Genomic DNA, 26,123 nt, shown 5'->3' with positions numbered 1-26,123 from the left:
ATGATAAATAGAATTCAGGTAATATTAATTACTGCCCTTATTGTTTTTTTCCAACAAAAGGCGAGTGGACAAGCAAGCAAGCATTATTTATATAAAGTTGGTGTTTTGGATAGCTTATACTCAAAAGTGCTAAAAGAATCAAGAGAAATTTATGTTCAAGTTCCAACTAGTTACAACCCTGAAAAAAACCAAAAATACCCTGTAGTTTTTATTTTAGATGGCGAAATGTTTCTGCCCACTGTTAGCAATGTACATGATTATTACAGTGGTGGATATATGCCAGAAATGGTACTCGTTGGCATTTCTAATGTTAAGAATAGAACGAGAGATTTAACAACATCTACTATAACAACTAAATATGGGATGCCATTTAATGAAGTTAATGGGGAAGCTGCTAACTTTAGTAAATTTTTAGAGAAAGAACTAATTCCTTTTATAGAAACCAAATATTCTGTGACTAATTTTAGAACTTTAATCAGTCATTCTTATGGTGGTTTATTTGCTATTTACACTTTAATCAATAAGCCAAAGTTATTTGATAACTATTTGGTAATAGATCCGAGTTTGGATTGGGATGAGCAAAAATTATTAAAACAGACTGAAGATTCACTTGCAACTATGAATTTTGAAAACAAAGCAATGTTTATGTCTTTGAGTGGGCAGTTACATATGCAAAATTCAAAAATCACTATAGAAAATGTAATGCAGGACACTACTGATTTTACTTTGTTTGCTCGATCAAATATTGCTTTTTCAAATGCGGTTAAAAGCAATAAAAAAAATGGATTGTCTTTTGAATGGAAATTTTATCCTAGAGATATACATGGCACTATTCCTATTCCATCTATTATGGATGGTTTAATTTCTCTTTTTCAATGGTATCAAATGGAGAATACCGATAAAATAAATTCATTTGATACTCCAAAAGAGGAGTTGTTAAGTATAATAAATTATAGAGCAAAAAAGCTTAATGATCATTTTGGATATCAAGAGCCTCCATATCCAGAGGAACTACTAAACATGTCCGGGTATATGAATATGGATATGGAACAATCAGAAAAAGCAAAAATGTACTTTGAAAAGGCCATTCAATATTACCCATCAAGTGCCAATGCCTTTGATTCAATGGCAGATTTTTACGAATCTCAAAAGGATATTGAAAAAGCATTACAATTTGTAACAAAGGCTTATGAATTGAGTGGAAATGATATTTATAAAAAAAGAATGGAAGATCTTAAAAATAAATAAAAATGAAACAACTTACAAAAGCAGAAGAAGATATTATGCAAATACTTTGGCAACTTAAAAAAGCCAATGTAAAGGACATTATAAAAGAATTTCCAATACCAAAACCAGCTTACAATACGGTTTCAACAATTGTTAGAATTTTAGAAAGCAAAGGGTTTGTAGGTTATGAAAAAGAAGGGAAAGGGCATATTTATTTTCCATTAGTTAAACAACAAGATTATAGCAACCAATCCATAAATAAGTTGGTAGACAATTATTTTCAAGGTTCTTTTAAAAGTATGGTATCGTTTTTTGTAAAGAAGAATGACATTAGTTTAAACGAGATGGAATCCATATTAAAAGAAATCAATAAAAAAGAATAAGTATGCTACATTATATTATACAAACCATAGCCTTTCAGATATTCTTTTTATTAGTGTATGATACATTTTTAAAGAAAGAGACTTTTTTTAATTGGAACAGATTATATCTTCTTTCAACGGCTGTATTATCTATTGTGCTGCCTTTTATTAAAATAGATGGTTTTAAGGATGTTGTTCCACAACAATATATCATAAACCTGCCAGAAATATTTATTGGGAATCAACCACAACTTAATGCTAATCAGATACAAATAGAAACTATTAGCACACAAACTCAATCAGGTTTTTCATGGGATATTTTATTTTACATTGGAGTCTTGATTGCTACCTTATTATTGATTTTTAAAATCACCAAAATTGTATGGTTATTATATAAAAACCCAAAGAGTAAAATTGGACTTTTTAATATTGTTAGTCTAATAAATAGCTCTGCGGCTTTTTCGTTTTTTAATTATATCTTTCTAGGAGAGCGTTTAAGTGAACAAGAAAAGGAATCTATTTTAAAGCACGAAATAGTTCATGTTACTCAAAAGCACACACTCGATTTATTGTTTTTTGAAGTATTGCGTATTGTGTTTTGGTTTAATCCATTAGTGTACATGTATCAAAATAAAATAATGGTGCTCCATGAATTTATTGCAGATGCAAGCGCTGTAAAACATCAAAATAAATCAGAATACTATCAAAATTTGTTATCTCAGGTTTTTGAGACCAAAAATATATCATTCATCAATCCATTTTTTAAACAATCATTAATCAAAAAACGAATCATTATGTTGCAAAAAACGAAATCAAATCAAGTCAATTTATTAAAGTATGCGCTATTAATCCCTATGGTTTTAGGAATGTTGGTTTACACATCTTGCGTTCAGAATTTATATTCGCAAGAAAAGAAAATCCAGCCTGAAAGTAAAATAGTTCAGGATAGCCCATTAATCCAAAAAATAAAAGCCGTTAAAAGCCAAATTCAAGTACAAGGAAATACTAATGAAGAGGAAGATAGAGGTTTAAATTTATTATTGAAAATAGCTAAGCAAAGTGATTTGGATATGGATTTAGTTAATGAAGTACAAGCCTATACTTCTAAAGAACCAAAAACTGACTTAACGAAAAAAATAAGTGATGTTTTTGAGCAAATTCAAATGCAAGGAAGTATTTCTGAAGAAGAAAACAAAACTTTAAAAGAATTATTGATTTTAACCAGTGATAATGGATTTAATGATCCATTTTTTGCAGACGTTGAATCTAATGTAGAAGTGCCTTTTGGAGTTGTAGAACAAGTTCCTATTTTTCCAGGTTGTGAATCATTAACTTCCAACATAGAACAAAAAAAATGTATGTCTAATGAAATTTCAATGTTTGTAAATAAGAACTTTAATACAAGCATTGGAAAAGAAAATGGGTTGGTAGGCAGACAACAAATTAGCGTTATTTTTAAAATTAATCAAAATGGTGATATTGTTGATGTACGTTCAAGAGCACTACATCCAGCATTAGAAGCCGAAGCTATTCGGGTTATTAAAGCGCTTCCTAAAATGATTCCTGGTAAACAAAAAAGGAAAGTTGTTACGGTACCTTATTCATTGCCAATTGTTTTTATGGTTGCAGAAACAACGAAAGAAAAAAAATAGTTCTTTTAAAAATATTATAGATTAAAAACCGAAGTCATTCTTCGGTTTTTAATTTTAAAAGTTAAAAAAATCTAAAAAAATTGTACTTTTCGGTTTCAGTTTTAATCCATGAAACAAATTTGTGTTTTTTTGTCCCTCTTAACGCTCATGTCTTGTGAGTATTTTAAAGTAAAAAAAACATCTTCTGAAGCTATTTTAAAAGAAGAATTACAAACTTTTAATTGGAATGAGGTAGATGAATATCCTTCATTTTCTGTATGCGATTCTTCTGCTACAAAACAAGAAAGAGAACAATGTTTTGAAACTTTTTTAACAACTCATATTACTAATTCTTTACAAAAAGACACGATTGTTGTGTCTCAAGATATCAAAGATACTTTGTTACTTCAACTTCAAATCTCAGAAACGGGTGTTTTATCGTTGGTAAATTTAAAAATGGATTCTTTAACAAATCAAGAAATACCAAACATTAAAGAACTATTGACTAATGGTTTAGATTCGTTGCCTAAAATTTTTCCAGCGCTAAAACGCGGACAACAGGTTAAAACAGAATTCACATTGCCAGTAATTATTAATGTAAATTAAATTACAGTTCAAATTTGTAACCTAAGTCAAAATCAAGAAAAAAATAAACAAAAGCTTTTTACTTTTTATAGCTTCTGTCTTTCCATTTAAAACCTTTAAATAATGATAAAAAAGCAACAAAAACACTAAAAAAAGAATAAACAATAAATGCGAAAAAGAAACTTTTTAAAACCCCTTTTTGCTTATAAAAAGTAGCAGGTTTATATATTAAAAGAACATCAATATTAAATTTAATAAATAGAATGTAAAAAAGAATCTTTGGATTTAATAATGATGTAAGCGTTAGTATGATGTCTATAATTATTATTGAATTCATAAGAAGAACAACGAAGCCAGTAAGCTTACCAAACCAATTATTATATGAACTTGTTTTGGCTGCCCATCTAATCCTTTGAGCTAATAACTCTTTCCAGGTTCTTTGGGATAATGTTTTGACAATCGCTTTTTCACATTTTAAAAAGTGAACTTGTTTTGGATGCTTTTTAACTATTTTTTCAAGTAAAAAAATATCATCACCACTAGAAATATTAGTATTGTTTTCAAAACCATTGACTTCGAAAAAAGTGTCTTTTCTATAAGCAAAATTAGCGCCATTACACAAAAAAGGATGGTTTATGCCAAAACCACCAATAGTAGCTCCTTGTAAACTTAAAAAATCGAGTGCCTGAAATTTGTTTAAGAATGTGTTTTCTAATTCATAACTAACTGGAGCTGCAATACAATAAGTGTTTGTTTGTTGAATAAATTCATCAAAACTGTTTAACCAAAATACAGGAAGTATGCAATCGGCATCAGTAGTAATTATCCATTCATTTTTTGCATAATTTATTCCTGTTGTAATAGCATCTTTCTTAGGAGAATTTGTGATTCTTACATTGTTAATCAGCGTAATGTTGTGTTGTTTCTCATTTGCTTTTATGGAATTTGTATTGAGGAAGTTTTTAATAATTGCTTCTGAATCGTCTTCAGATTCATCATTAACAAGAATAATTTCATAAAGGGTTTTTGGGTATTGTAAATGATTGATTGATTCCAACAATTCTGATAAATTTTCAGCTTCATTTCTAAAAGGAATAATAATTGAAAACGTAGTTTTTGATAGGAGATTGATTAATTTAAATCCTTTTACTTTTTCAAAACCATAAACAAAGCTTCCAATTAAAAGGACATAAATAATAGAAATAAGACTTATGGTTAAAATCATCTTGCCAGAGTTGGTAATTTAAAACGAATGACAAAATAGCTTCCTAAAATACTTGGTAGCACAAAATTAAATATCCACATAATTGTTACAATACTTAAAATAACTAGTTCGGTAACACCTATTAATGAAAATAAAAATACAGCTATGCTTCCTTTTACAACTACATCAAAAATAAATATGGAAGGAATTATTGAAGCTAAAAAATACATGCTCGTAACAAATGTCATAGCATTAAAATAGCTTATTTCGCAACCAAAAAGAACTAATAAATAATAAAACTGAAATGAAAAAATAGCATATCTAAATAATGAAAATAATAAGCCTAGAGCCACACTTTTTTTAGAGAAATTCGACATGAAATTTTTCAATTTTTCAAAAGAAAACCCTTTAAATGAATAACGATTTCTTCTAATTATCAAGATAATTGATGTTGTTAAAATAACACTGACCAATAAAATCATAGGCCATTTATTCATGCTAATTTCATGAGCTTGATCAAGAAAAAACAATCCAATAATTCCAAAAATGCAGGTAATGCTCATTTGCAATAAATTACTAATCAGATTAACTAGCATAATTTGTTTTCTATAACCCTTGGTGTAATATAAAGCTTTAGCACCATATTCGCCAATTCTGTTAGGAGTGAATAACGAAGCTGTTAATGATCCAAGGCATTGTTCAAAAGCTTTTTTAAAAGAGATTTTTTTAATAGATGACACTAATTCTTTCCATTTTAAAACTTCAAAAAACCAATTAAAAATGGTTAAAAAAGACAAAAAAAACATGTGTTTTATTAAAAAAACATCGTTTTTCATTGAAATTTGACCAAAAATAGAAAATTCTAAATCAGTGTTTTTTGTTAGTTTTTCATATATAAAATAAAAAGCAACAACAACAATGCTTATTTTAATAAGCACAAAGAAGAAATGCTTATTTTTGTTTGAAAGTCCCTCAAAACCCATAACGCAAATTAAATCATTAATATGATATGGCCTCAAAATTTAAAACGAAAAAGTTCAAGTTGTTTTTGGTGTTTATTTCAATGTCAGCCTTAGTATTTGCACAAAACAACGATTACAAATGGAGATTACAGTTAGCTATAGGTGTTAATAATCCTATTGATAATGGCGAATATCCAGGGTATTATACCAATTACATTAATTTTCCATCAATAAATGCAGGTTTACAATATATGTTTTTAAATAACTTGGGAATAAAGTTAGATGCTGGGTTTAATAGGTCATCAAGTGCTCCAGAATCTCAGGAATTCAAGCTAAATTATTCAAGGGTAAATGCACAATTGGTTTACGATTTTTCAAATACCTTTGGTTTTTTGCCAAAACAAATAGGTGTGGTGGCACATGCGGGTCCTGGTATCAGTTTCACACAACCTTCTGGAGATTATTCTGATAATCATCTTTCATTTGTAAACGTTTTAGCAGGTGTAGAACTTCATTATGCAATTTCTGAAACACTTACAGTGTATGGAGACATTTCATATGCCTGTTCATCTTTAAAAATGGGAACTTATGATGAAGATTATCCGGAATATTCATTTTATGGCGATTTACTTTACGCCTCTGTTGGCTTATCATATTCTTTTGGACGTCGTGGTGGTAATAACTGTTATTGTTATAGATGAGTAAAGAAAAAATAATATTGGGTATTGACCCGGGAACAACCATTATGGGTTTCGGAATCATAAAAGTGGTTGGGAAAACTATGTATTTCATGCAACTTAATGAGTTGGATTTAAAAAAGTATGATGACCATTACTTAAAACTGAAACTCATTTTTGAACGTACCATAGAACTTATTGACACACATCATCCTGATGAAATTGCCATTGAAGCACCTTTTTTTGGAAAGAATGTACAAAGTATGTTAAAATTAGGTAGAGCTCAAGGTGTTGCTATGGCCGCAGGATTGAGCCGTGAAATTCCAATTACCGAATATTCTCCAAAAAAAATAAAAATGGCCATTACTGGTAACGGAAATGCCAGTAAGGAGCAGGTCGCAAAAATGCTTCAAAGTTTATTAAACTTAAAAACCTTGCCTAAAAACTTAGATGCAACCGATGGTTTGGCAGCTGCGGTTTGTCATTTTTACAATCAAGGTAAAGTAGAGATTGGTAAAAGCTATACAGGTTGGAGTGCGTTTGTTAAACAGAATGAAGATAGGGTAAAAAAATAATGTCTGGAATTTACATTCATATACCATTTTGCAAGCAAGCTTGTCACTATTGTGATTTTCATTTTTCTACTTCTTTAAAAAAGAAAAAGGAACTTGTTGACGCATTGATTAAAGAATTGTTTTTAAGGAAAGATGAATTTAATAACCAAACTGTTGAAACCATTTATTTTGGTGGAGGAACACCTAGTTTACTAAATATTGACGAATTGCAATTGTTGATTGATGCGGTTTATAAATATTATAAAGTTGTAGATAATCCTGAAATTACCTTAGAAGCAAATCCAGATGATTTATCATCAGCTAAAAATGAAAAAAGGACAATTTTTCAGGACTACAAAGCATTAGGAATAAATCGTTTAAGTATTGGTATTCAATCTTTTTTTGAAGCAGATTTAAAGCTTATGAATCGCGCTCACAATGCTGAGGAAGCGAAAGCATGTTTACAGGAAGCCACAAAACATTTTGATAATATTTCGGTTGATTTAATTTATGGAATTCCGGGCTTGAGCCATTCTAATTGGATAAAAAATATTGAAACAGCTTTAAGTTATAATATTCCACATATTTCAAGTTATGCGCTAACGGTTGAACCAAAAACCGCCCTAGATAATTTCATTAAAAAAGGAATTATTAATAACGTTGATGATGATTTGGCACAAGAACAATTTCATATGTTAATTGAAAAATTGGAAGCTTCCGGATTTGTACATTATGAACTTTCAAATTTTGGAAAACCAGAGTTTTTCAGCAAAAATAATTCAGCTTACTGGCTTGGTAAACCTTATTTGGGAATTGGACCTTCAGCACATTCATTCAATGGTAATGAACGTAGTTGGAACGTGAGGAACAATTCAAAATATATTAATTCAATAGAGCAAAATATATTGCCTTCAGAAGCTGAAAAATTATCTTTAACAGATAAGTATAATGAGTATGTGATGACAGGTTTAAGAACCGTTTGGGGCGTATCGTTAGAAAAGGTTGAAGAGGATTTTGGAATTGGTTATAAAAATCATCTTTTAAAGCAAGCAGAGCATCATTTGAAAAATGATTTTTTGTATCTTGATAACGACAAATTATTAGTCACAAAAAGAGGAAAATTCTTGAGTGACGGAATTGCTTCAGATCTATTTAAAATAAATTTATAATGCTAGCGACAATACAATATAATTCAAAAAAATATCAAATTAATTTATTAGAACCATTAGATGTTTCCATTCCGTTAAGAGCATCAAAATCCAATGTAAATGCTTGGTATATTGATGAGCCCAAAATAGAGCCAGTAAGAGATGGCGAATGGATTGCAAGTGTTGTAGAAGGTGCTTGTATTAATTTCAATAACATCTATTTTAATCCGCATGGTCACGGAACACATACAGAATGCGTAGGACATATTACTGAAAAAGTGCATTCTATTAACGAACATTTAAAACAGTTTTTCTTTTTAGCTGAAGTTGTAACAATTCCACCGGAAAAAATTAACGGTGATTTTGTGATTTCTAAAAAACAATTGCAGTATGCTTTGGGTAATAAAAAAAGAGATGCCATTGTAATAAGAACGATTCCAAACACAAAGGAAAAACTTTCAATGCAGTATAGCCATACTAATCCGCCGTATATAAATGAAGAAGCTGCGACTTATTTGAAAGAAAAAGACATTAAACATTTGCTTATAGATTTACCAAGCGTGGATAAAGAAAAAGACGATGGTGAATTGTTAGCGCATAATGCATTTTGGAATACTAGTGGGAAATTACGAATGGATGCAACAATAACCGAGTTTATTTTTGTGCCAAACTCTGTTGATGACGGCACTTATTTTTTGAACCTTCAAATTGCGCCTTTTGAAAACGACGCAACGCCTAGTAAACCTGTTTTATATAAAATTATGGAATAATTGAAAACGACACTGAAATTAGAAGAATTAGGAATGTTTGTATTAGGTATTTACCTTTTTTCAGGATTGCACTTTAGTTGGTGGTGGTTTTTAGTGCTGATTTTAACTCCCGATGTAAGCATGTTAGGGTATATAGTCAACTCTAAAATTGGTGGATTCACTTATAATTTGTTTCATCATAAAGGGATTGCAATTTTAGTTTATTTATTAGGGATTTATTTTAATAATCAATTAACCCAACTCTTTGGTTTAATATTATTTTCGCATGCTTCTTTTGATAGAATATTTGGATATGGATTAAAATATAGTTCTTCATTTCATGACACACATTTAGGAAAAATCGGTAAGAATGATAGAAATTTCAACAGATAAAAGTAAACTTCAAGTAGAAGTTATTCATGCGTTTTTAACTGATTCTTATTGGGCAAAAGGGAGAACTATTAATGAAGTTAAAAAAACAATAGAACATTGTTTGTGTTTTGGAGTTTATTTAGATGGCAATCAAATCGGTTTTGCAAGAGTCGCTACAGATTATACAGTTTTTGCATACTTAATGGATGTTTTTATCCTTCCTGAAAATAGGGGAAAAGGCTACTCAAAACAATTAATGAAAGCAATTATTGAAGAACCACAATTAAGCACATGCAAAGTTTGGATGCTTAAAACAAAAGATGCTCATAATCTGTACAAGCAATTTGAATTTACAGAATTAAAGCATCCTGAAAAATTAATGGAAAGACTTTTATAATGGATATAGAGCAACTTAGAGATTACTGTCTTAGCAAAAAAGCCGTTACGGAAGAGTTTCCTTTTGATGCAGATACTTTGGTTTTTAAAGTTTTAGGTAAAATGTTTGCCTTGTTTCCTCTGGAAAAATGGGAAGCAGGTGAAGGATGGGTTAACTTAAAATGCGATCCAGATTATGCCATTGAGTTACGTGAGGAATATGAAAGTATTCAACCAGGTTGGCACATGAGCAAAACAAATTGGAATTCTGTTTTAATTTACAAAGGAGAGCTTTCTGCTAAGCTCATTTTAAAGCTTATAGATCATAGTTACGATATGGTTGTTAAATCGATGCCCAAAAAATTAAGAGATAATTTAATTTAGTGCGTTAATTCCTAATATAATATAAAAAATCCAATTTTTATTTGTATATTTAAAAATACACAAACTCTCGCCCCAATTCAATTAGATTAATAGTATAGTTAAGGTTTCCCCAAATCTGTAAAGTTGTATTTTATTTTAACCAATATATTAACTTAAATTTTAAACAGATTATGAAAACAACCAACCGTTTTTTTACCGCAATAGCTGCTATGCTTTTGCTATTTAGTTCTTTTACTTTTTCACAAGAGAACCAACCAAAACCAAAGTATTATACAGTAACAACCATGCATTTTAATTTGGACAATGATTCTGATGCAAACTGGGTTGATGTTGAAAAGGAGTATTTAGACAAAGTCACCATGAAAAATGAATACATTATGGGTGTTGGTTTTTATACACATCTTTATACATCAAACAGCACTGATGTAAAGTACGTTCAAGTTTATGATAGCTGGGAAGCAATTGATAAGGCAGCGGCAAGAAATACTGAACTTGAAAAAGAAGCTTGGCCAGACGAGATGGCAAGGGATAAGTTTCTTAAAACACAAGGCAATTTTTATACTCACAAACATTCAGATGAGATTTATAGGGTTTTACCAAATTCAAAACCATTTTCGGGAAAATTCACAGATAACTCAATTGTTTATGTAAGAACAAGTCATTTTTCTTATCCTGAAAACACAGTTCAAGGAGAGCTTTCTAAATTACATATTGAGTATGTTGAAAATGTAATTAATAAAAATGATCTTATAAAAGCATATTATCCTCATAGACATTTTTGGGGTCATAATAGCACGGAATTTTTGGAAGCATTTTTCTTAGATTCCATGGATGATCTAGCTAAATTATCTGATAAAAACAGAGAATTAATTATGGCACATTGGGCCGATCCAGAAGCGAGAAAAACTTTCTTTCAAAGTTATAATAAATATTTTACAGGAATTCATGGAGATGAGATTTATAGTGTAATTCCAAGTTTAAGAAAATAGACACAAAAACTTCATCGATAAAAAAGGATACTCACGGGCATCCTTTTTTTATTGTCAAAGTTGTTCTTGTCTCTATTATATTTTAAATGTACTTTTGCCAAATCTAAAAAACAAACCATGAGCGTATTACAAACACTACAAGAAAGAAGTAACAAAACCTGTGAACTTTGTGCATCAACAGATAGCTTATCACAATACATTATTCCGCCATCATTGAACGAAAATGTTGATAATAGTTTGTTGGTTTGTAATACTTGTTTGAGTCAGATTGAAGGAAATTCAGAAATGGATGTAAATCACTGGCGTTGTTTAAACGATAGTATGTGGAGTGAATTTGTAGCAGTACAAATTATGGCTTGGAGAATGCTACAAAGATTGCGCAATCAAGGTTGGCCAAAAGATTTGTTGGATATGATGTATTTAGATGATGAGGCTTTGGCATTAGCAAGAGCTACAGGCGAACACGAAGATGAAGCAAATAAAATTGTTCATAGAGACATTAATGGGGTAATTCTTGAGGCCGGAGATTCTGTGGTTTTGGTAAAGGATCTTAAGGTAAAAGGTTCTAGTATGGTTGCAAAACAAGGAACTGCCGTAAGAAATATTCGTTTAGACCCTGAAAATGCTGAGTATATTGAAGGTAAAGTTGATGGACAACAAATTGTAATTATTACCAAATATGTGAAGAAGACCTAATTAGTTAGTGTCATCACCTTTATTCTTTCTAAAAAAGCTGAATCCAAAAGGTAATATTAAAAACAAGAAAAAGAACTTCCCAGTTATTAGTCCAATAAGGGTAATAATAAGAGCAATTCCTAAAATAATATAAAGGTATTTTTGTTTCATATTACAGAGATTCTTTTCTAAAATTATTAGGAGAAGTTTTCTTTATCATTTTAAATTGTCGGTTAAAATTTGACATGTTTTTAAAACCAGAATTGTAAGCAATATCGGCAATGGTTAAATCTTTTTTGTCTATTAATAGTTTACCGGCGTGTTCAAGTCGTAATTCGTTTAAAAATCTAAAATAGGTTTTATTAGTTCGTTTTTTAAAGTATTTACAAAAGGCATTTTTTGTCATGTTGGCAATCTCAGAAATGGTTTCCAATGAAATATCATGCTCAAAGTTTGTCATGGTATATTCAAAAACATCTTGCATGCGCTTACCTTCAATTTCAGTGAATTTTTTTTCATATATAAATGAAGATAGACTTTTGTAATTGCATTGTGATGTCTTTTTTAGTAATTCTAAAAAGATCAAAAAGCGCGATAATTTTGAACTGTTTTCAAGCTGATTAAAAAGTGTGGACAAATATTTTTTTGAAGAGGTTACCTTAAAGCCATGTGAAGCTCTTTTAAAAAAAGGCGATAATTCTTGTAGTTCTTCCAATTCAAAAAACTCAGAACCAAAGGAATTTTTAGCGAAAAATAAGGTAAGCATTTTTGACTCTTTGCCATAACTCACGTTGCTTTTAAACACATGAGGTAAGTTGCTGCCAATAATTACAATGTCTTCCTTTTCATAATAATTAACCTTATCTCCAACTATCAATGCACCTTCACCTTCAACTATAAAACTTATTTGAATTTCTTCATGCTGATGAAGCTTATCATAAAACACCTCACCAGAATCTACTTGAAAAACAAGCGCGTCATTTAAAGGTTTTGGTATTTTAAAAGGAAAAATTTTCATCAATACTATTCAATTTCACTAATAATCAACAAATATAGGATAATATAGTATCAAAATTGGATAACAATATGAGATAAATTTACTTAAGGTAAAAGTAATTTTGCTTCATAAAAATATAACAATTATGAGTATTAAGTGGGAAGGCGTTATGCCAGCGGTAACAACACAATTCACATCAAATGATGAATTGGATCTTGAGTTCTTTAAAGTTAATATTAAAGCTCAGTTAGATGCTGGAGTTCATGGACTTGTTTTAGGTGGTACACTTGGTGAAGCAAGCACCTTAAGTGATGAAGAAAGAAGAATATTAACTAGAGAAACTGTTGCATTTGTGAATGGTAAAGTGCCAGTGTTGATGAATATAGCTGAACAAACTACCAAAGCAGCCATTAATTTAGCTAAGACAGCCGAAGAAGATGGAGCTGAAGGACTTATGATGTTGCCACCTATGCGTTATAAAGCAAGTGATGATGAAGTGGTAGAATATTTTAGAGCGGTTGCCAATAGTACATCATTGCCTATAATGATTTACAATAATCCTGTAGATTATAAAATTGAAGTAACCTTAGACATGTTTGAGAAACTGTTAGAAACCTGTCCAAACATCCAGGCTGTAAAGGAATCTACAAGAGACACAACCAATATTACCAGAATTAAAAACAGATTTGGAGACCGATTAGCAATCATGACTGGTGTTGATACCTTGGCTTTAGAAAGCTTACTTATAGGAGCAGATGGTTGGGTTGCTGGTTTAGTAGATGCTTTTCCAGCAGAAACAGTTGCGATTTATGAGCTTCAAAAAGCAGGAAAAATTAAGGAAGCCATTGCTATTTACAGATGGTTTATGCCTTTGTTAGAGTTAGATATAAATCCTAAATTAGTACAATATATAAAACTGGCTTCGGCATACACAGAAATAGGTTCTGAATATGTTAGAGCTCCAAGATTGGTGTTAGAAGGTGAAGAAAGGAAAACCATCGTAAAAATTATTGAAGATGGTTTAAAAACAAGACCAACCTTACCAGATTATAAAAATTTAAATAATTAGGGCGTTACTACGCATGCGTGGGTCTGGCTTTCGGTTAAATCTTTTGCTAAAAAACAAAAGGATGCCACCTCAAATGTTACTCATTCACGATTTCCAATTTATTAAAATAGAAATCTGAGAGTAAACCCTAACACAAATAATAAAGTGATGATCACAGGAAAAAACTATCTAGGAAATAAGCAGTTGGACAAAGGAACAAAAACCTATAAAACATTCAATCCTCTATTAAACATTGAAAATGAATTCGTTTTTGTTGAGGCTACTTCAGAAGAAATAGATGAAGCTGTACATTTGGCGTCAGAAGCTTTTAAAGTTTTCAGAACTATTTCTGGAGAAAAAAAAGCAGCTTTTTTGAATGCCATTGCCGATGAAATTTTAGCTTTAAATGATGAGCTTATCCAAACCTATTGCAAGGAATCGGGTTTGCCAGAAGGTAGAGCAAAAGGAGAGAGAGGAAGAACGGTTTTTCAGTTACGTTCATTTGCCGATTTAGTAAAAGAAGGATCTTGGGTTGAAGCTAGTATTGATACAGCGCAACCAAATAGAGAACCATTGCCAAAACCAGATTTAAGAAAATTATTGATTCCGTTAGGACCAGTTGTTGTTTTTGGAGCGAGTAATTTTCCATTGGCATATTCAACTGCAGGAGGCGATACTGCAGCGGCTTTAGCAGCAGGTTGCCCTGTAATTGTAAAATCGCATCCAATGCATGCCGGAACAGGTGAATTGGTAGCTTCAGCTATTATAAAAGCAGCAGAAAAAACGGATATGCCTAATGGTGTGTTTTCTAATTTAAATAGTAGTGGAGTTGAAGTTGGGACGCAATTGGTGAAACATCCAGAAGTTAAAGCAGTAGGGTTTACAGGAAGTTTAAGAGGTGGTCGAGCTTTATATGATTTGGCTTCACAAAGAGAAGAACCTATTCCCGTTTTTGCAGAAATGGGTAGTATCAATCCAGTTATTATGTTGCCAAATGCCTTAAAGAATAGAGCAGAGGATTTAGCAAAAACCTATGCAGGTTCAATTATTTTAGGCACGGGTCAGTTTTGTACAAAACCGGGGTTATTATTGGCAATTAAAAGTGATGCATTAACTCAATTCATTTCAATATTATCGAAAGAAATTGTCAAGATAGAACCAACTTGTATGTTGCATCCAAATATTATTGGTGCTTATGAGAATAATAAATCCAAAATGATTTCTCAGGCTGGTTTAAGTGTTGTTTCCGATTTCGAGAATGATGTTCAAACAAATTATGCAAAACAAGCTATAACTACAGTTGAAGGACAAACTTTTTTAGAGAACACTAACTTACATCAGGAAGTTTTTGGACCATTTTCAATGGTGGTCCAATGCCAAGACAAAGAACAACTGGAATTGATTATCTCAAAATTAGAAGGACAATTAACAGGAACTTTAATCGCAGATAATGAAGCTTCAGAATACCCAGGATTAATCTCTGCGCTTCAAAACAGAGTAGGAAGAATTATCTATAACGGTGTTCCAACAGGTGTTGAGGTTTGTCCTTCTATGGTACATGGTGGACCATATCCAGCCTCAACAGATAGTCGATTTACGGCTGTTGGAATAAATTCTATAAAACGTTGGGTTCGTCCGTTTAGCTATCAAGACTGGCCTAATGAATTATTGCCAGACGAATTAAAAAACGAAAACCCTTTAGGCATTTCTCGTTTAGTTGACAACAAACAAACAAATGATAGTATATGAGCTATCTAAAAGTTATATCACTTTTTCTTTTGTTTCTAACTTTTGGTTGTAAACAAAAAAATGAAGTTAAAAAAGCATCATTAGAATCTATAATTAGTAGCTATCAAAATCACAAAGGATATGATGAAAAGGCATATCCTTTAGGTCTTTTTACAAAATATTATTATAAATCTGAAGCCGATTATGCTCAAACAGTTTTAGATAAATTAGCGAAAATTGATAAAAATAAATTAGAAGAAACTGAAAGAATTTCTGCTGAACTTTTAGCTTTTGTATTACAGGATAAAATTGATTATTATAAGTTCGAGCAGTACTTAAACCCAATACTTTCAGATGCTGGATTTCACAGTGATTTAACTTATGAAGTGAAAGCTTTAGCAAATTATAATCAAGTTAAAGGCTATTTGAATAAACTAAACGCGATACCGGAGTTTGTAAATCAGCATCTAACAAATTTGCGTGAAGGTTTAGAGAAAGGAGTTTCTCAACCATTGGTGATTTTTAAAGGATATGAATCTACTTACAACCACAATATTGTGAATAATTTTGAGGATAGTTTTTATTATTCGCCATTTAAAAATTTACCAACAGATTTAAGCGAATCACAAAAAGATTCTGTTTTATTGGCTGCAAAAATAGTTATTGAATCCAAAGTAACTCCTCAGTTTAAACGTATAAAAACCTTTTTTGAAACTGAATACTATCCAAAAACAAGAACTAGTTTAGGTGTTTCAGAGACGCCAAATGGAAAGGAATTTTACCAAAACCGAATAAATTTTTATACGACAAGCACAGAATATACGGCAGATGATATTCATCAAATAGGACTAAAAGAAGTAGCTCGCTTAAAAGCTGAAATGGAGCAAATAATTAAAGATTTAAACTTTAAAGGAAGCTTTGCCGGTTTCTTCCATTTTTTAAGGACCGACGAACAATTTTATGCTAAATCTCCAAAGGAATTATTAATGATTGCTCGAGATATATCAAAACAAATTGATGCGCAATTGCCACGATTTTTTAAAACTTTGCCTAGAAAACCTTATGGTGTTGCAGCAGTTCCAGATGCCATTGCACCCAAATACACTGGCGGTCGCTATATAGGAACATCTAAAGAAAGTACAGGACCAGGTTATTATTGGGTGAACACCTATGATTTACCTAGCAGAACATTGTACACATTACCATCTTTAACTGCGCACGAAGCAGTTCCAGGCCATCATTTACAAGGAAGTTTAAATAACGAATTGGGAGATAGCATTCCTCAATTTAGAAAGGATTTGTACTTGTCTGCTTATGGTGAAGGTTGGGGACTGTATGCTGAGTTTTTGGCCGATGATATGGGAATTTACACAACACCATACGAAAAATTTGGACAGCTAACTTATGAAATGTGGCGTGCTTGCAGGTTGGTTGTTGATACAGGAGTCCATGCAAAAGGGTGGACACGAGACCAGGTTGTTGAATATATGTCATCAAACACTGCATTGTCATTGCACGAAATTAATACAGAAACAGATCGATATATTTCATGGCCAGGGCAAGCGTTATCTTATAAAATTGGAGAATTAAAAATTCGAGAATTGAGGAAGAAAGCCGAATTAGCTTTAGGTACAAAATTTGATATTCGTGAGTTTCATGAAATCATTTTAGAACAGGGCACCGTCACTTTGGCTATTATGGAAGAAAGAGTTAATAATTACATTCAGAAAATAAAAAATGAGTAAAAGCACTTTTGTTTGTATTGACGCACATACCTGCGGAAACCCTGTAAGAGTTGTTAAAGAAGGAGTTCCTAATTTAGTTGGGAATACTATGAGCGAGAAGCGTCAGCATTTTTTGAAATATTACGATTGGATAAGAAAAGGCTTAATGTTCGAGCCACGTGGACATGATATGATGAGTGGAAGTATGCTATTTCCTCCACATAATCCTGAAAATGATTTTTCCATTTTATTTATTGAAACATCAGGCTGTTTACCAATGTGTGGTCATGGTACCATTGGTACTATAACAATTGCCATTGAAGAAGGCTTAATTCAACCTAAAATTCCTGGTAAAATTAAAATGGAAGCGCCTGCAGGATTGGTTGAAATTGAATATCAACAAACCGGACAAAAAGTGGATTGGGTAAAGCTTACCAATGTTAAAAGTTATTTAGCTGCTGAAGGTTTAACAGTAGATTGCCCAGAATTAGGAGAGATAACCTTTGATGTTGCCTATGGCGGAAATTATTATGCTATTGTAGATCCACAGATAAACTTTTCTGGAGTTCAGGATTTTTCAGCTTCAAAAATTATTCAATATTCTCAAGTGGTTCGTCAAAGTATCAATGAAAAATATCCAAACTTGTTTATTCATCCTGAAAATGACACTATCAGGGATGTATCTCATATGCTTTGGACAGGAACTCCAATTGACCCAACGTCATCAGGTAGAAATGCCGTATTTTATGGTGATAAAGCTATCGATAGAAGCCCTTGCGGAACAGGGACCTCTGCAAGATTGGCACAATTATACGCTAAAGAAAAATTAAAAATTGGAGAAGATTTTATTCACGAAAGTTTTATAGGAAGTAAATTTGTTGGTAGAGTGGAAGAAGAAACTACCTTAAATGGAAAATTGGCAATTATCCCTAGTATTAAAGGGTGGGCAAAAATTTATGGTCATAATACCATCACAATCGATGAAGAAGATGACCCTTATGCACATGGTTTTCAAGTGATTTAATATGAGTAAAAATATAGTTATTATAGGTGGCGGAATTATAGGATTAAATTCTGCTTATTATCTTCAAAAAGAAGGGCATCAGGTTACAATTGTTGACCAATCAAATATAGATAGCGGAGCATCTTACGTAAACGCAGGTTATTTATCACCAAGCCATATCATTCCATTATCGGCACCAGGTGTTATGAAAAAGGGAATCAAGTGGATGTTTAATTCTGCGAGTCCTTTATATATAAAACCACGGTTGGATTTAGATTTTTTACAATGGACTTTGGCATTCAATAAATCTTGTAATGCTAAGCATGTTGAAAAATCTATTCCAGTTATAAAAGAAATTGCCGTATTAAGTCAGGAATTATATGAAGACATTCATAGAGTTGAAGGCTTTAAATCCCACTATGAAAAGAAAGGTTTGTTAATGTTATGTCAAACAGACCATGCTTTAGAAGAGGAAGTTGAATTAGCTCATTTGGCCCAAAAAGAAGGATTGGATGTTGTTGAATTAAATCTTGAAGAATTAAAAACCATTGAGCCCAATGTAAAGCTTAATGTTAAAGGAGCAACCTATTTTAAATGTGACTCGCATTCTACTCCAAATGAATTTATGGATAGCATGAAAATGTATTTAAAAGGAGTTGGAGTTCAATTTTACCTAAACGAAACAGTAGAAGATTTAGAAATTGAAAACGGAAAAATAAAGGCAATTAAAACCAATAAGCAAACTTTAAAATCGGATGAGTTTGTTTTAGCTGCTGGTTCCTGGAGTAATTTGTTAAGTAAAAAATTAGGGTTAAAATTATTGCTTCAGGCAGGGAAAGGATATCGAATTAATACAAGTCAAGAAACAAGCATTACAATACCATCTATTCTGGTTGAAAAAAAAGTAGCCGTAACCCCAATGAATGGATTTACTCGTTTTGCAGGTACTATGGAAATTGCCGGAATTAATCATGATATCAGAAAAGAACGTGTTGAAGCCATTGCAAATGCAGCGACACAATTTTATCCTGAAATAACTTTAACTTCAGAAGAGAAAAGTCTTGCAGCTTGTGGATTGCGTCCTGTTTCAGCTGATGGATTGCCATATATAGGAAAATCATCAAAATGTGATAATTTAACCATAGCAACAGGGCATGCCATGATGGGATGGAGTATGGGTTCAGCAACTGGAAAGTTAGTTTCTGAAATTATATCGAATAAGAAACTATCTATGAATTTAGATATGTTTCAACCTGATAGAAAATTTTAAATTCTACCTAAAATTTTATCCATAATCCAAGCTGTATGAAGAGCAGTTTCTCCAGTTGATGGATGTTTTTCAATACCATTTAAGTGTTTTTTCATAGCCTGAACGTGATATAATTGAATGTTTTCCGGATGTTTTATATTTAAGCTTATGGTGTCTTTAGAAGTAATGAGTTGAATAGGGTTTTCATCAAAAACTGAAAATATAATTGAACCTTTACTTCCTACTATTTCTACCTTATCTTCTCGTTTCCAAGAGCCAAAATTCCAAAAAGCAGAACCTGTAACACCGTTTTTATGAATCCATGAAGCAGATAATGCATCTTTAGCGGAATATAAATGTTGCTGATTTGTTGTGCATCCGTTAACCGATTCGAATTCACCTAATATGAAATGGAAAAAGTCTAAACCATGAGAGGCTAAATCATCAAAATAACCACCTAATGCAATAGCTTCATCGGTTCTCCAATTATAGTTTCCAGATAAATCAATATCATTGGCAGGTTTGCTTAATGCCCAGTGAATATGCCTAATATCACCTATTTCTTTGTTGTCTAGCCATGTTTTAATTTGCAGAAATCTAGGTAAACATCTACGATAATAAGCAACAAAAAGAGGAATGTCTTTTTCTTTAAAAGTGCTTTGCATGGTTTCACATTCTTTAAATGTTACTGCCATTGGTTTTTCAACACAACAAATTTTACCAGTTTCAGCAACCTTTAAAGCATAATCTAAATGAGTGTCTGGAGGTGTTGCAATATAAATTGCGTCAATCTCTGGGTTATTAATCAACTCATCTGCATTATCAGAATAGATTTCAATATTGTGACGCTTTGAGAAGTCTTTTGCTTTGTTAAAGTCTCTTCGCATAACAGCTTTTAAATGAAAACCTTTTGTTTTTTGATAAGCTGGACCGCTTTTTTTTTCACATACATCACCTACGCCAACAATGCCCCAGTTTATAGTTTTATCATTCATTTTGTGTGTTTTTAATCAAATTCTCTTTTTAGGATGTAGATTTTATTTTTCTAAATTATAATCATTTATATTGAATCTCATGTTTATCATATGCTTCTTAAATCCTACTTTTTCATAGGCTTTAATTGCAGCTATATTGTCATCATAAACATCTAATCTGATTTCAAAAACACTTCGCTCTTTGCACCAATTTAAAAGTTCATTAATAATCAATTTATTTAAACCTTGACCTCTATGTTCTTTATGGACAAACATAAAACCCAGATATCCAATTCTATCATGTTTTAAATAATGTCTATCACCTTTAATTTTTGCATAGCCAGATGCAACTATTTGATTGTTTTTTTCAACAACAAAAACTTCAGAAGCATCATTATTTATCAATTCTGCTATATTGTAGTAAGAAATTTGACCATCTTGAATAGTTGGATCAAAAGGACGTTCGGCTTCAATGATGCCTTGTTCAAAATCTAATAATGTTGGAATATCTTTTAATGTTGCTTTTCTAATAAAATAAGTCATTGTTGTTAACTAGATGTATCGGCAATTATTTTCCATTCACCTTCAATTCGTTTAAAAATAATCATAAAAATACCTGTAGCATTTCCTACATTTCTTTTTAAATGATATTCTCCCATTACATAATATGCATCTTCAGTTATTTTTGAAATATCATTTATTTTAAAGCTTAAAGTGCCTGTGTGTTCTGCTGTTGGATAGGCTTGTTTGTAGCGTTCTAAAGTATTTTCCCAACCATAAGTAACACCATTACTACCATAAAATTTAAGAGAATCATTTTTCCAATAACCTTCCATAAATTTTTCAATATTATTGTCAGACCAAGCTAAACGTTGAGCTTTTAATACTGCTTTTATAGCTTCTTTATCTTGTTGTTCAGTAGTTTGAGCAATACTGGCTTGACTAATTAAAATGGCACATATAATTAAAATATATTTTTTCATGTTTTTTTATTAGGTGAGTAAAAATAGCAAAAACTTGTTTTAAAAATGTTAAGCAGCGATTATTTTGACATGAAAATATTTTTAGACGAAAGTAAGTTTATATTCATCGAAAAAAAACTAAAAAACGTATTTAATTTTCTATATTTATATGGTAGTCAAATGATTAATAGCCCAAGTTTATCGTTTAACCTTTTTATTATGTTATTATGAATCTCAAAATTACTAGTAGCAACAACTTTTTTAAATTAAAAGGAATTCTTGACAGAAATAGTTTAGACTTGTTTCAACATGAATTTAAAAATATTTTTGAAAAAGTAAGTACACTTACAATAAGTATTGAAGAAGTGGAATGGATGGATCGTTATGGTGTAAAAGCTATGACAGGACTTCATAATGAAGCCATCATGAAAAACAAAAAGCTATCTATTATTGGTTTAGGTTGTAAAGAGTTATATGAACATTTTAAATATAAAACAACAGCTTAATTATAAAGCGTTTTTTTGATGTTTGTAAAAAGCATCAGCTTGTAATTGCATCAGTTCTCTTGCTTTTTTACGTTTGTAAGTGTAAAGTTCGTCTTCGTTTTCTATATCACTGTAAATTCGATCGTTAATGGCATAATCTGTTTTTCGCATAGTTTCTCTTTGATTATTATTTTGAAGAACAATTGTTTTTACAACCATTTCCTGGTCTTCTAGTTTGAAATCGTATGAACTTTTAGGGGATAATAATTTGGCTAAAATTGGTGAGGTTTCAATTGCTAAAAAAAGTAAAAAGATAAAAAATGAAGGAAGCCAAGGTAATTTTCCTAATGCATTTACACGAGCCATTAACCCATCAAAATTATTGATGATAGGTTGTGAGTCTACAACTTTGGTCTCATAATCACCTTTAAGAGCGGCTATTTTTGTTTCAGCCTCAGCAATCTTATCTTTATTATCAATTTTTAGTTGTTGTAATTCGGCTAGTAGGGCATCATGTTTGTCTCTCTTTTCTTTGTAAACGGGACCTTTTCCTAATAATTTTGTTCCTGCAGTTCCTTCTGCTTCTGCAATGTACGTGTCATAAAGTGCATTAACTTCGGTTTCTTTGGTGGTTATTTCTTCTTGCAATGATTTAATTTCTTTATTCAAATTGTCAATCGATGGATTGAATTGTTCAGCAATTTGATTTTTATTGGCAAGTGTTAATTCGTTTTTTTGTTCTAATAATACCTGATTGATTTCTTTTTCAAAAATCTTTAATTCCAGTGGTTTTGAAATTACTATAGCTATAATTACAGCCAATAATATTCTTGGTGATGCTTGAATAAGTTCGTCAATAAAATTTCCTGTTTTTTTTATGGTGGACACAATATATCTATCTAAATTAAAAATAAGTAAACCCCAAATAAGTCCGAAAAATATAGAGGTATACAAATTATCAAAAACCGTATAAAGAGCATAACTAGCAGCAATAAAAGCCATAACGGCCGTAAAAAAAACGGTGGCACCAATGCCTGCATATTTATTTTGTTCGCCAACAGAACAGTTTTCTAAAATAGATGTATCCGATCCTGAGCAGATAATGAAGAATTGCTTTAACATAACTTAATTGATTTTTGATTGATTGACTATTAGAACGTTAAAGTTTAATATTTGTTACATAGTTAGTGAAAACATATTAAATTTTTGATTGATTTATGCTCTCCTAGACCTAATGCTTTCAATAATCACCGTTGTCAAAATCAATGAACCTCCAAAAAATGTATGCCATGTTGGAATTTCTTTTAGGAAAAAGAAGGCCATAATGATTCCAAAAATAGGTTGTAAGCTATTTATAATACTGGCAGTGCTTACTGAAAAATATTTTAAACTATGTATAAACATGGAATGACCAATAGCCGTTGTAAGCAAGGCTAAAATTATCACGTAAGGATATTGAGTTGTAATATTACCAACATCCATTATAAATATCACCGGTAACAATAATATCGATAAAATGAAAATTTGATACATCATAAGTGTAGTCCCGCTGTATTGGCCAATATGTTGTTTTAAAATTAAATTACGTAACGCATAACAAACTGCTGAAAATAGACCTAATAAAATGCCCTTTACTTGAGAACTTTCAAAGTCAAATTCTGGAGCAAGTATATAAATACCTAGCAAAACTAAAAGTCCCAAGAAAATATGAATTGGATTTAATTTGGTTTTTATGAACAAAGGCTCTAACAAAGCTGTAATAACAGGAAACGTAAAAAGCGATAACATGCCTAAGGCAACATTTGAAAATTTTAAAGCATAGAAATAAGTTATCCAATGAACACCTAAAAATAAAGAGCTTAAAAAAACAGTTGAAAAATCTTTTCTTGAATTTATTTTTATGTTGAATTTTTTTATTCTACTAAAACCATATAAAAATAAGGCTCCTAATGCACATCTGCACCAAATAATAACAGGTGTAGGCAAATCAATAAATTTTCCTAATACTCCAGAAGTACTAATAAAAAGGGTTCCAACTAAAAGTTCAATAAGGTGGTTGGTATGATGGTTTTTCATTTATTTAGAAAGCTCAGCAAAGTATTTATAGAAATATGGAATGGTTTCTATCCCTTTATAAAAATTAAAAAGTCCAAAATGCTCATTTGGTGAATGTATTGCGTCACTATCTAACCCAAATCCCATTAAGATTGTTTTACTTTTAAGTTCTTGTTCAAATAAAGCAACTATAGGGATACTGCCACCACTTCGCTGTGGAATTGGCATTTTTCCAAAGGTTTCTTGGTAGGCTTTTGATGCAGCTTTATAACCAATATTATCAATAGGTGTTACATAACCTTGTCCGCCATGATGAGGTTTTACCTTAACGGTTACTCCTTTTGGAGCGATGCTTTCAAAATGTTTGGTAAATAATTCTGTGATTTCTTCCCAATCTTGATGAGGTACTAAACGCATAGATATTTTTGCAAAAGCCTTACTTGCAATAACTGTTTTGGCACCTTCACCTATATAGCCTCCCCAAATGCCATTTACATCTAAAGTTGGTCTTATGGAATTGCGTTCATTTGTTGAATAACCATTTTCTCCATAAACATCTTCAATCTGTAATGCCTTTTTGTATTTTTCTAAGGAAAATGGAGCTTTTGCCATTTCTGCACGTTCTTCAGCTGAAAGATTTTCAACTTTATCGTAAAATCCTGGAATAGTAATATGATTATTTTCATCATGAAGGGATGCAATCATTTTCGTCAAAACATTGATTGGGTTTGCAATAGAGCCGCCATACAGACCAGAATGTAAATCTCTATTTGGGCCAGTAACTTCAATCTCTACATAGCTTAATCCACGTAATCCTGTAGTTATTGAAGGAACATCATTTGAAATCATTCCAGTATCTGAAATTAAAATGACATCATTTTTAAGCTTCTCTTTATTTGCTTTTACAAATTTTGACAGATTAACACTTCCAACTTCTTCTTCTCCTTCTATCATAAACTTAACATTACAAGGTAATTGTTTGGTTTTTGCCATGAATTCTAAAGCTTTAACATGCATATACATTTGACCTTTATCATCGCAAGCTCCACGAGCAAAAATGGCTCCTTCAGGATGTAAATCAGTTTTCTTAATCACAGGTTCAAAAGGAGGAGAAGTCCACAATTCTAATGGATCAGCAGGTTGTACATCATAATGCCCATAAACAAGTACTGTTGGTAAATCAGGATTAATAATTATTTCACCATAAACTATTGGATTGCCATCGGTTTTGCATATTTCTACGGAATCGCAACCAGCGCTTTCAAGACTTTTTTTAACTACTTCAGCAGTTTTTAAAACATCATTTTTATAGGCTGAGTCTGCACTTATTGAAGGAATTTTAAGGAGTTCTAAAAGTTCATTTAAAAAGCGATCTTTGTGTTGTTGAATATAGTTTTGAATAGTTTCCATGATAAAATTGTATTTGCTTCAAAAGTAATAAAAATTGAAGGTTTTTAAAGGGATGTGTTTGCAATTTAAAAATCTTGATTATATTTGCAAACCTTTAGCGGGCGTGGTGGAATTGGTAGACACGCTAGACTTAGGATCTAGTGCCGCGAGGTGTGGGAGTTCGAGTCTCCCCGCCCGCACAACTAAAGGAAAAAGCTTCTTGGAAATAAGAGGCTTTTTTTATTCAAAAGATTGACTTTTTTTGGCTGGGAATAACATAGGTACAACGTTTTGTATTTTTGTTATTAATAAAATCACATCTTATTTTAAAATTCTCTATACTATATTATACGTCTCTGTAATATGTTTAAATTTATGCAATTTTTGTTTCGGTAGGAATTAGAATGTTTTCTAACGGTCTTCTTATTAACAGGTTCGGCCAATATACTGTAAGTGTTGGTTCAAATGAATTCAAAGTTATTACGGAAGTCTATGGTTGCCGCCGTACTTAGTCTATACGGTTTTCTAAGTAAAAAAACATAACACTACATGGGGAGAATTAGTCTTAACTTGAGAAATTTATAGCCCTTTACCTCTATTTCTATTTTCATTTTT

General features: G+C 31.3%; 29 protein-coding genes and 1 tRNA gene. 20 read left to right on the top strand and 10 right to left on the bottom strand.

The annotated features are described in order from the left end of the window. The 4 genes from V8G69_RS00230 to V8G69_RS00215 all read left to right on the top strand — a co-directional run bounded on the left by V8G69_RS00230 (position 1) and on the right by V8G69_RS00215 (position 3,826). Positions 1-1,248 carry an alpha/beta hydrolase-fold protein gene (locus tag V8G69_RS00230; RefSeq protein ID WP_394879645.1) on the top strand — a complete coding sequence of 416 codons (1,248 nt, stop codon included), beginning with the start codon at positions 1-3 and terminating at the stop codon, positions 1,246-1,248. 2 nt (positions 1,249-1,250) lie between these two features. Further along, positions 1,251-1,610, top strand: coding sequence for a BlaI/MecI/CopY family transcriptional regulator (locus V8G69_RS00225; protein WP_394879644.1), 360 nt, complete (start codon positions 1,251-1,253; stop codon positions 1,608-1,610). A 2-nt stretch (positions 1,611-1,612) separates the two neighbouring features. Then, positions 1,613-3,241 (top strand): M56 family metallopeptidase, encoded by a 1,629-nt coding sequence (locus tag V8G69_RS00220; RefSeq protein ID WP_394879643.1) that lies wholly within the window; start codon positions 1,613-1,615, stop codon positions 3,239-3,241. A 108-nt stretch (positions 3,242-3,349) separates the two neighbouring features. Then, the gene (locus V8G69_RS00215; protein WP_394879642.1) at positions 3,350-3,826 is read left to right on the top strand and encodes a hypothetical protein; all 477 of its coding nucleotides are present in this window, start codon (positions 3,350-3,352) and stop codon (positions 3,824-3,826) included. A 58-nt stretch (positions 3,827-3,884) separates the two neighbouring features. Here V8G69_RS00215 and V8G69_RS00210 read toward each other — a convergent pair whose 3' ends face one another. Together V8G69_RS00210 and V8G69_RS00205 are read right to left on the bottom strand one after the other, a co-directional pair. Beyond that, positions 3,885-5,030 (bottom strand): glycosyltransferase, encoded by a 1,146-nt coding sequence (locus V8G69_RS00210; RefSeq protein ID WP_394879641.1) that lies wholly within the window; start codon positions 5,028-5,030, stop codon positions 3,885-3,887. Continuing rightward, positions 5,027-5,992, bottom strand: coding sequence for a lysylphosphatidylglycerol synthase domain-containing protein (locus tag V8G69_RS00205; protein WP_394879640.1), 966 nt, complete (start codon positions 5,990-5,992; stop codon positions 5,027-5,029). Before V8G69_RS00205 ends, V8G69_RS00210 begins: the two co-directional genes overlap by 4 nt. Positions 5,993-6,018: 26 nt before the next feature. Here V8G69_RS00205 and V8G69_RS00200 point away from each other — a divergent pair, with 26 nt between their 5' ends. From V8G69_RS00200 to V8G69_RS00160, 9 genes are all read left to right on the top strand, one after another. Then, on the top strand, positions 6,019-6,672 hold the full coding sequence (locus V8G69_RS00200) for an outer membrane beta-barrel protein (RefSeq protein WP_394879639.1): 654 nt from the start codon (positions 6,019-6,021) through the stop codon (positions 6,670-6,672). Further along, positions 6,669-7,223 carry a crossover junction endodeoxyribonuclease RuvC gene (gene ruvC / locus V8G69_RS00195; protein WP_394879638.1) on the top strand — a complete coding sequence of 185 codons (555 nt, stop codon included), beginning with the start codon at positions 6,669-6,671 and terminating at the stop codon, positions 7,221-7,223. The genes V8G69_RS00200 and ruvC overlap by 4 nt, the downstream gene beginning before the upstream one ends. Next, positions 7,223-8,371 (top strand): radical SAM family heme chaperone HemW, encoded by a 1,149-nt coding sequence (hemW, locus tag V8G69_RS00190; protein WP_394879637.1) that lies wholly within the window; start codon positions 7,223-7,225, stop codon positions 8,369-8,371. Before ruvC ends, hemW begins: the two co-directional genes overlap by 1 nt. Beyond that, positions 8,371-9,120, top strand: a complete 750-nt coding sequence (locus V8G69_RS00185) for a cyclase family protein (protein WP_394879636.1) — start codon at positions 8,371-8,373, stop codon at positions 9,118-9,120. Before hemW ends, V8G69_RS00185 begins: the two co-directional genes overlap by 1 nt. Next, on the top strand, positions 9,121-9,492 hold the full coding sequence (locus V8G69_RS00180) for a DUF4260 domain-containing protein (protein ID WP_394879635.1): 372 nt from the start codon (positions 9,121-9,123) through the stop codon (positions 9,490-9,492). Further along, positions 9,470-9,868 carry a GNAT family N-acetyltransferase gene (locus tag V8G69_RS00175; protein ID WP_394879634.1) on the top strand — a complete coding sequence of 133 codons (399 nt, stop codon included), beginning with the start codon at positions 9,470-9,472 and terminating at the stop codon, positions 9,866-9,868. Before V8G69_RS00180 ends, V8G69_RS00175 begins: the two co-directional genes overlap by 23 nt. Beyond that, complete coding sequence (locus V8G69_RS00170; RefSeq protein ID WP_394879633.1) at positions 9,868-10,230, top strand: MmcQ/YjbR family DNA-binding protein; 363 nt, start codon at positions 9,868-9,870, stop codon at positions 10,228-10,230. Before V8G69_RS00175 ends, V8G69_RS00170 begins: the two co-directional genes overlap by 1 nt. Positions 10,231-10,400: 170 nt before the next feature. Beyond that, on the top strand, positions 10,401-11,219 hold the full coding sequence (locus V8G69_RS00165) for a hypothetical protein (protein ID WP_394879632.1): 819 nt from the start codon (positions 10,401-10,403) through the stop codon (positions 11,217-11,219). A gap of 117 nt (positions 11,220-11,336) precedes the next feature. Then, positions 11,337-11,915: a PhnA domain-containing protein gene (locus tag V8G69_RS00160; protein ID WP_394879631.1), complete on the top strand. Its 579-nt coding sequence runs from the start codon at positions 11,337-11,339 to the stop codon at positions 11,913-11,915. Here the strand turns inward: V8G69_RS00160 and V8G69_RS00155 are convergent, their stop codons facing one another. Together V8G69_RS00155 and V8G69_RS00150 are read right to left on the bottom strand one after the other, a co-directional pair. Then, positions 11,916-12,065, bottom strand: a complete 150-nt coding sequence (locus tag V8G69_RS00155; RefSeq protein ID WP_394879630.1) for a hypothetical protein — start codon at positions 12,063-12,065, stop codon at positions 11,916-11,918. Between the two features lies 1 nt (position 12,066). Beyond that, a complete protein-coding gene (locus tag V8G69_RS00150) occupies positions 12,067-12,912 on the bottom strand; it encodes an AraC family transcriptional regulator (RefSeq protein WP_394879629.1) in 846 nt (281 codons plus the stop codon). A 124-nt stretch (positions 12,913-13,036) separates the two neighbouring features. Here V8G69_RS00150 and V8G69_RS00145 point away from each other — a divergent pair, with 124 nt between their 5' ends. From V8G69_RS00145 to V8G69_RS00125, 5 genes are all read left to right on the top strand, one after another. Continuing rightward, positions 13,037-13,960: a dihydrodipicolinate synthase family protein gene (locus V8G69_RS00145; RefSeq protein ID WP_394879628.1), complete on the top strand. Its 924-nt coding sequence runs from the start codon at positions 13,037-13,039 to the stop codon at positions 13,958-13,960. A 147-nt stretch (positions 13,961-14,107) separates the two neighbouring features. After that, positions 14,108-15,688: an aldehyde dehydrogenase (NADP(+)) gene (locus V8G69_RS00140; protein WP_394879627.1), complete on the top strand. Its 1,581-nt coding sequence runs from the start codon at positions 14,108-14,110 to the stop codon at positions 15,686-15,688. Continuing rightward, entirely contained in the window at positions 15,685-17,412 is a 1,728-nt protein-coding gene (locus V8G69_RS00135; protein ID WP_394879626.1) for a DUF885 domain-containing protein, read from the top strand. Before V8G69_RS00140 ends, V8G69_RS00135 begins: the two co-directional genes overlap by 4 nt. Further along, complete coding sequence (locus V8G69_RS00130) at positions 17,405-18,415, top strand: 4-hydroxyproline epimerase (RefSeq protein ID WP_394879625.1); 1,011 nt, start codon at positions 17,405-17,407, stop codon at positions 18,413-18,415. The genes V8G69_RS00135 and V8G69_RS00130 overlap by 8 nt, the downstream gene beginning before the upstream one ends. A gap of 1 nt (position 18,416) precedes the next feature. Then, positions 18,417-19,664 carry an NAD(P)/FAD-dependent oxidoreductase gene (locus V8G69_RS00125; RefSeq protein WP_394879624.1) on the top strand — a complete coding sequence of 416 codons (1,248 nt, stop codon included), beginning with the start codon at positions 18,417-18,419 and terminating at the stop codon, positions 19,662-19,664. Here V8G69_RS00125 and V8G69_RS00120 read toward each other — a convergent pair. From V8G69_RS00120 to V8G69_RS00110, 3 genes are read right to left on the bottom strand one after another with little or no spacing between them, the layout of a single operon-like run. Further along, the gene (locus V8G69_RS00120) at positions 19,661-20,638 is read right to left on the bottom strand and encodes a Gfo/Idh/MocA family protein (protein ID WP_394879623.1); all 978 of its coding nucleotides are present in this window, start codon (positions 20,636-20,638) and stop codon (positions 19,661-19,663) included. The genes V8G69_RS00125 and V8G69_RS00120 overlap by 4 nt on opposite strands. Before the next feature lie 42 nt (positions 20,639-20,680). Beyond that, on the bottom strand, positions 20,681-21,160 hold the full coding sequence (locus V8G69_RS00115; protein ID WP_394879622.1) for a GNAT family N-acetyltransferase: 480 nt from the start codon (positions 21,158-21,160) through the stop codon (positions 20,681-20,683). Between the two features lie 5 nt (positions 21,161-21,165). Then, entirely contained in the window at positions 21,166-21,600 is a 435-nt protein-coding gene (locus tag V8G69_RS00110; protein ID WP_394879620.1) for a YybH family protein, read from the bottom strand. Between the two features lie 206 nt (positions 21,601-21,806). Between V8G69_RS00110 and V8G69_RS00105 the strand changes: the two genes are divergently transcribed. Continuing rightward, positions 21,807-22,085, top strand: a complete 279-nt coding sequence (locus tag V8G69_RS00105) for a hypothetical protein (protein WP_394879619.1) — start codon at positions 21,807-21,809, stop codon at positions 22,083-22,085. Here the strand turns inward: V8G69_RS00105 and V8G69_RS00100 are convergent, their stop codons facing one another. The 3 genes from V8G69_RS00100 to V8G69_RS00090 form a co-directional block, all read right to left on the bottom strand. Further along, complete coding sequence (locus V8G69_RS00100; protein WP_394879617.1) at positions 22,086-23,186, bottom strand: DUF4407 domain-containing protein; 1,101 nt, start codon at positions 23,184-23,186, stop codon at positions 22,086-22,088. 93 nt (positions 23,187-23,279) lie between these two features. Beyond that, positions 23,280-24,140 carry a DMT family transporter gene (locus tag V8G69_RS00095; protein WP_394879615.1) on the bottom strand — a complete coding sequence of 287 codons (861 nt, stop codon included), beginning with the start codon at positions 24,138-24,140 and terminating at the stop codon, positions 23,280-23,282. Continuing rightward, positions 24,141-25,529, bottom strand: a complete 1,389-nt coding sequence (locus tag V8G69_RS00090; protein WP_394879613.1) for a dipeptidase — start codon at positions 25,527-25,529, stop codon at positions 24,141-24,143. A gap of 97 nt (positions 25,530-25,626) precedes the next feature. Between V8G69_RS00090 and V8G69_RS00085 the strand changes: the two genes are divergently transcribed. Further along, positions 25,627-25,708, top strand: a tRNA-Leu gene (locus V8G69_RS00085). Positions 25,709-26,123 lie beyond the last annotated feature (415 nt).

Source organism: Gaetbulibacter sp. M235 (assembly GCF_043876835.1).
In the GTDB taxonomy this organism is placed as follows: domain Bacteria; phylum Bacteroidota; class Bacteroidia; order Flavobacteriales; family Flavobacteriaceae; genus Yeosuana.
This window is presented reverse-complemented; position numbering and strand designations above follow the sequence as displayed.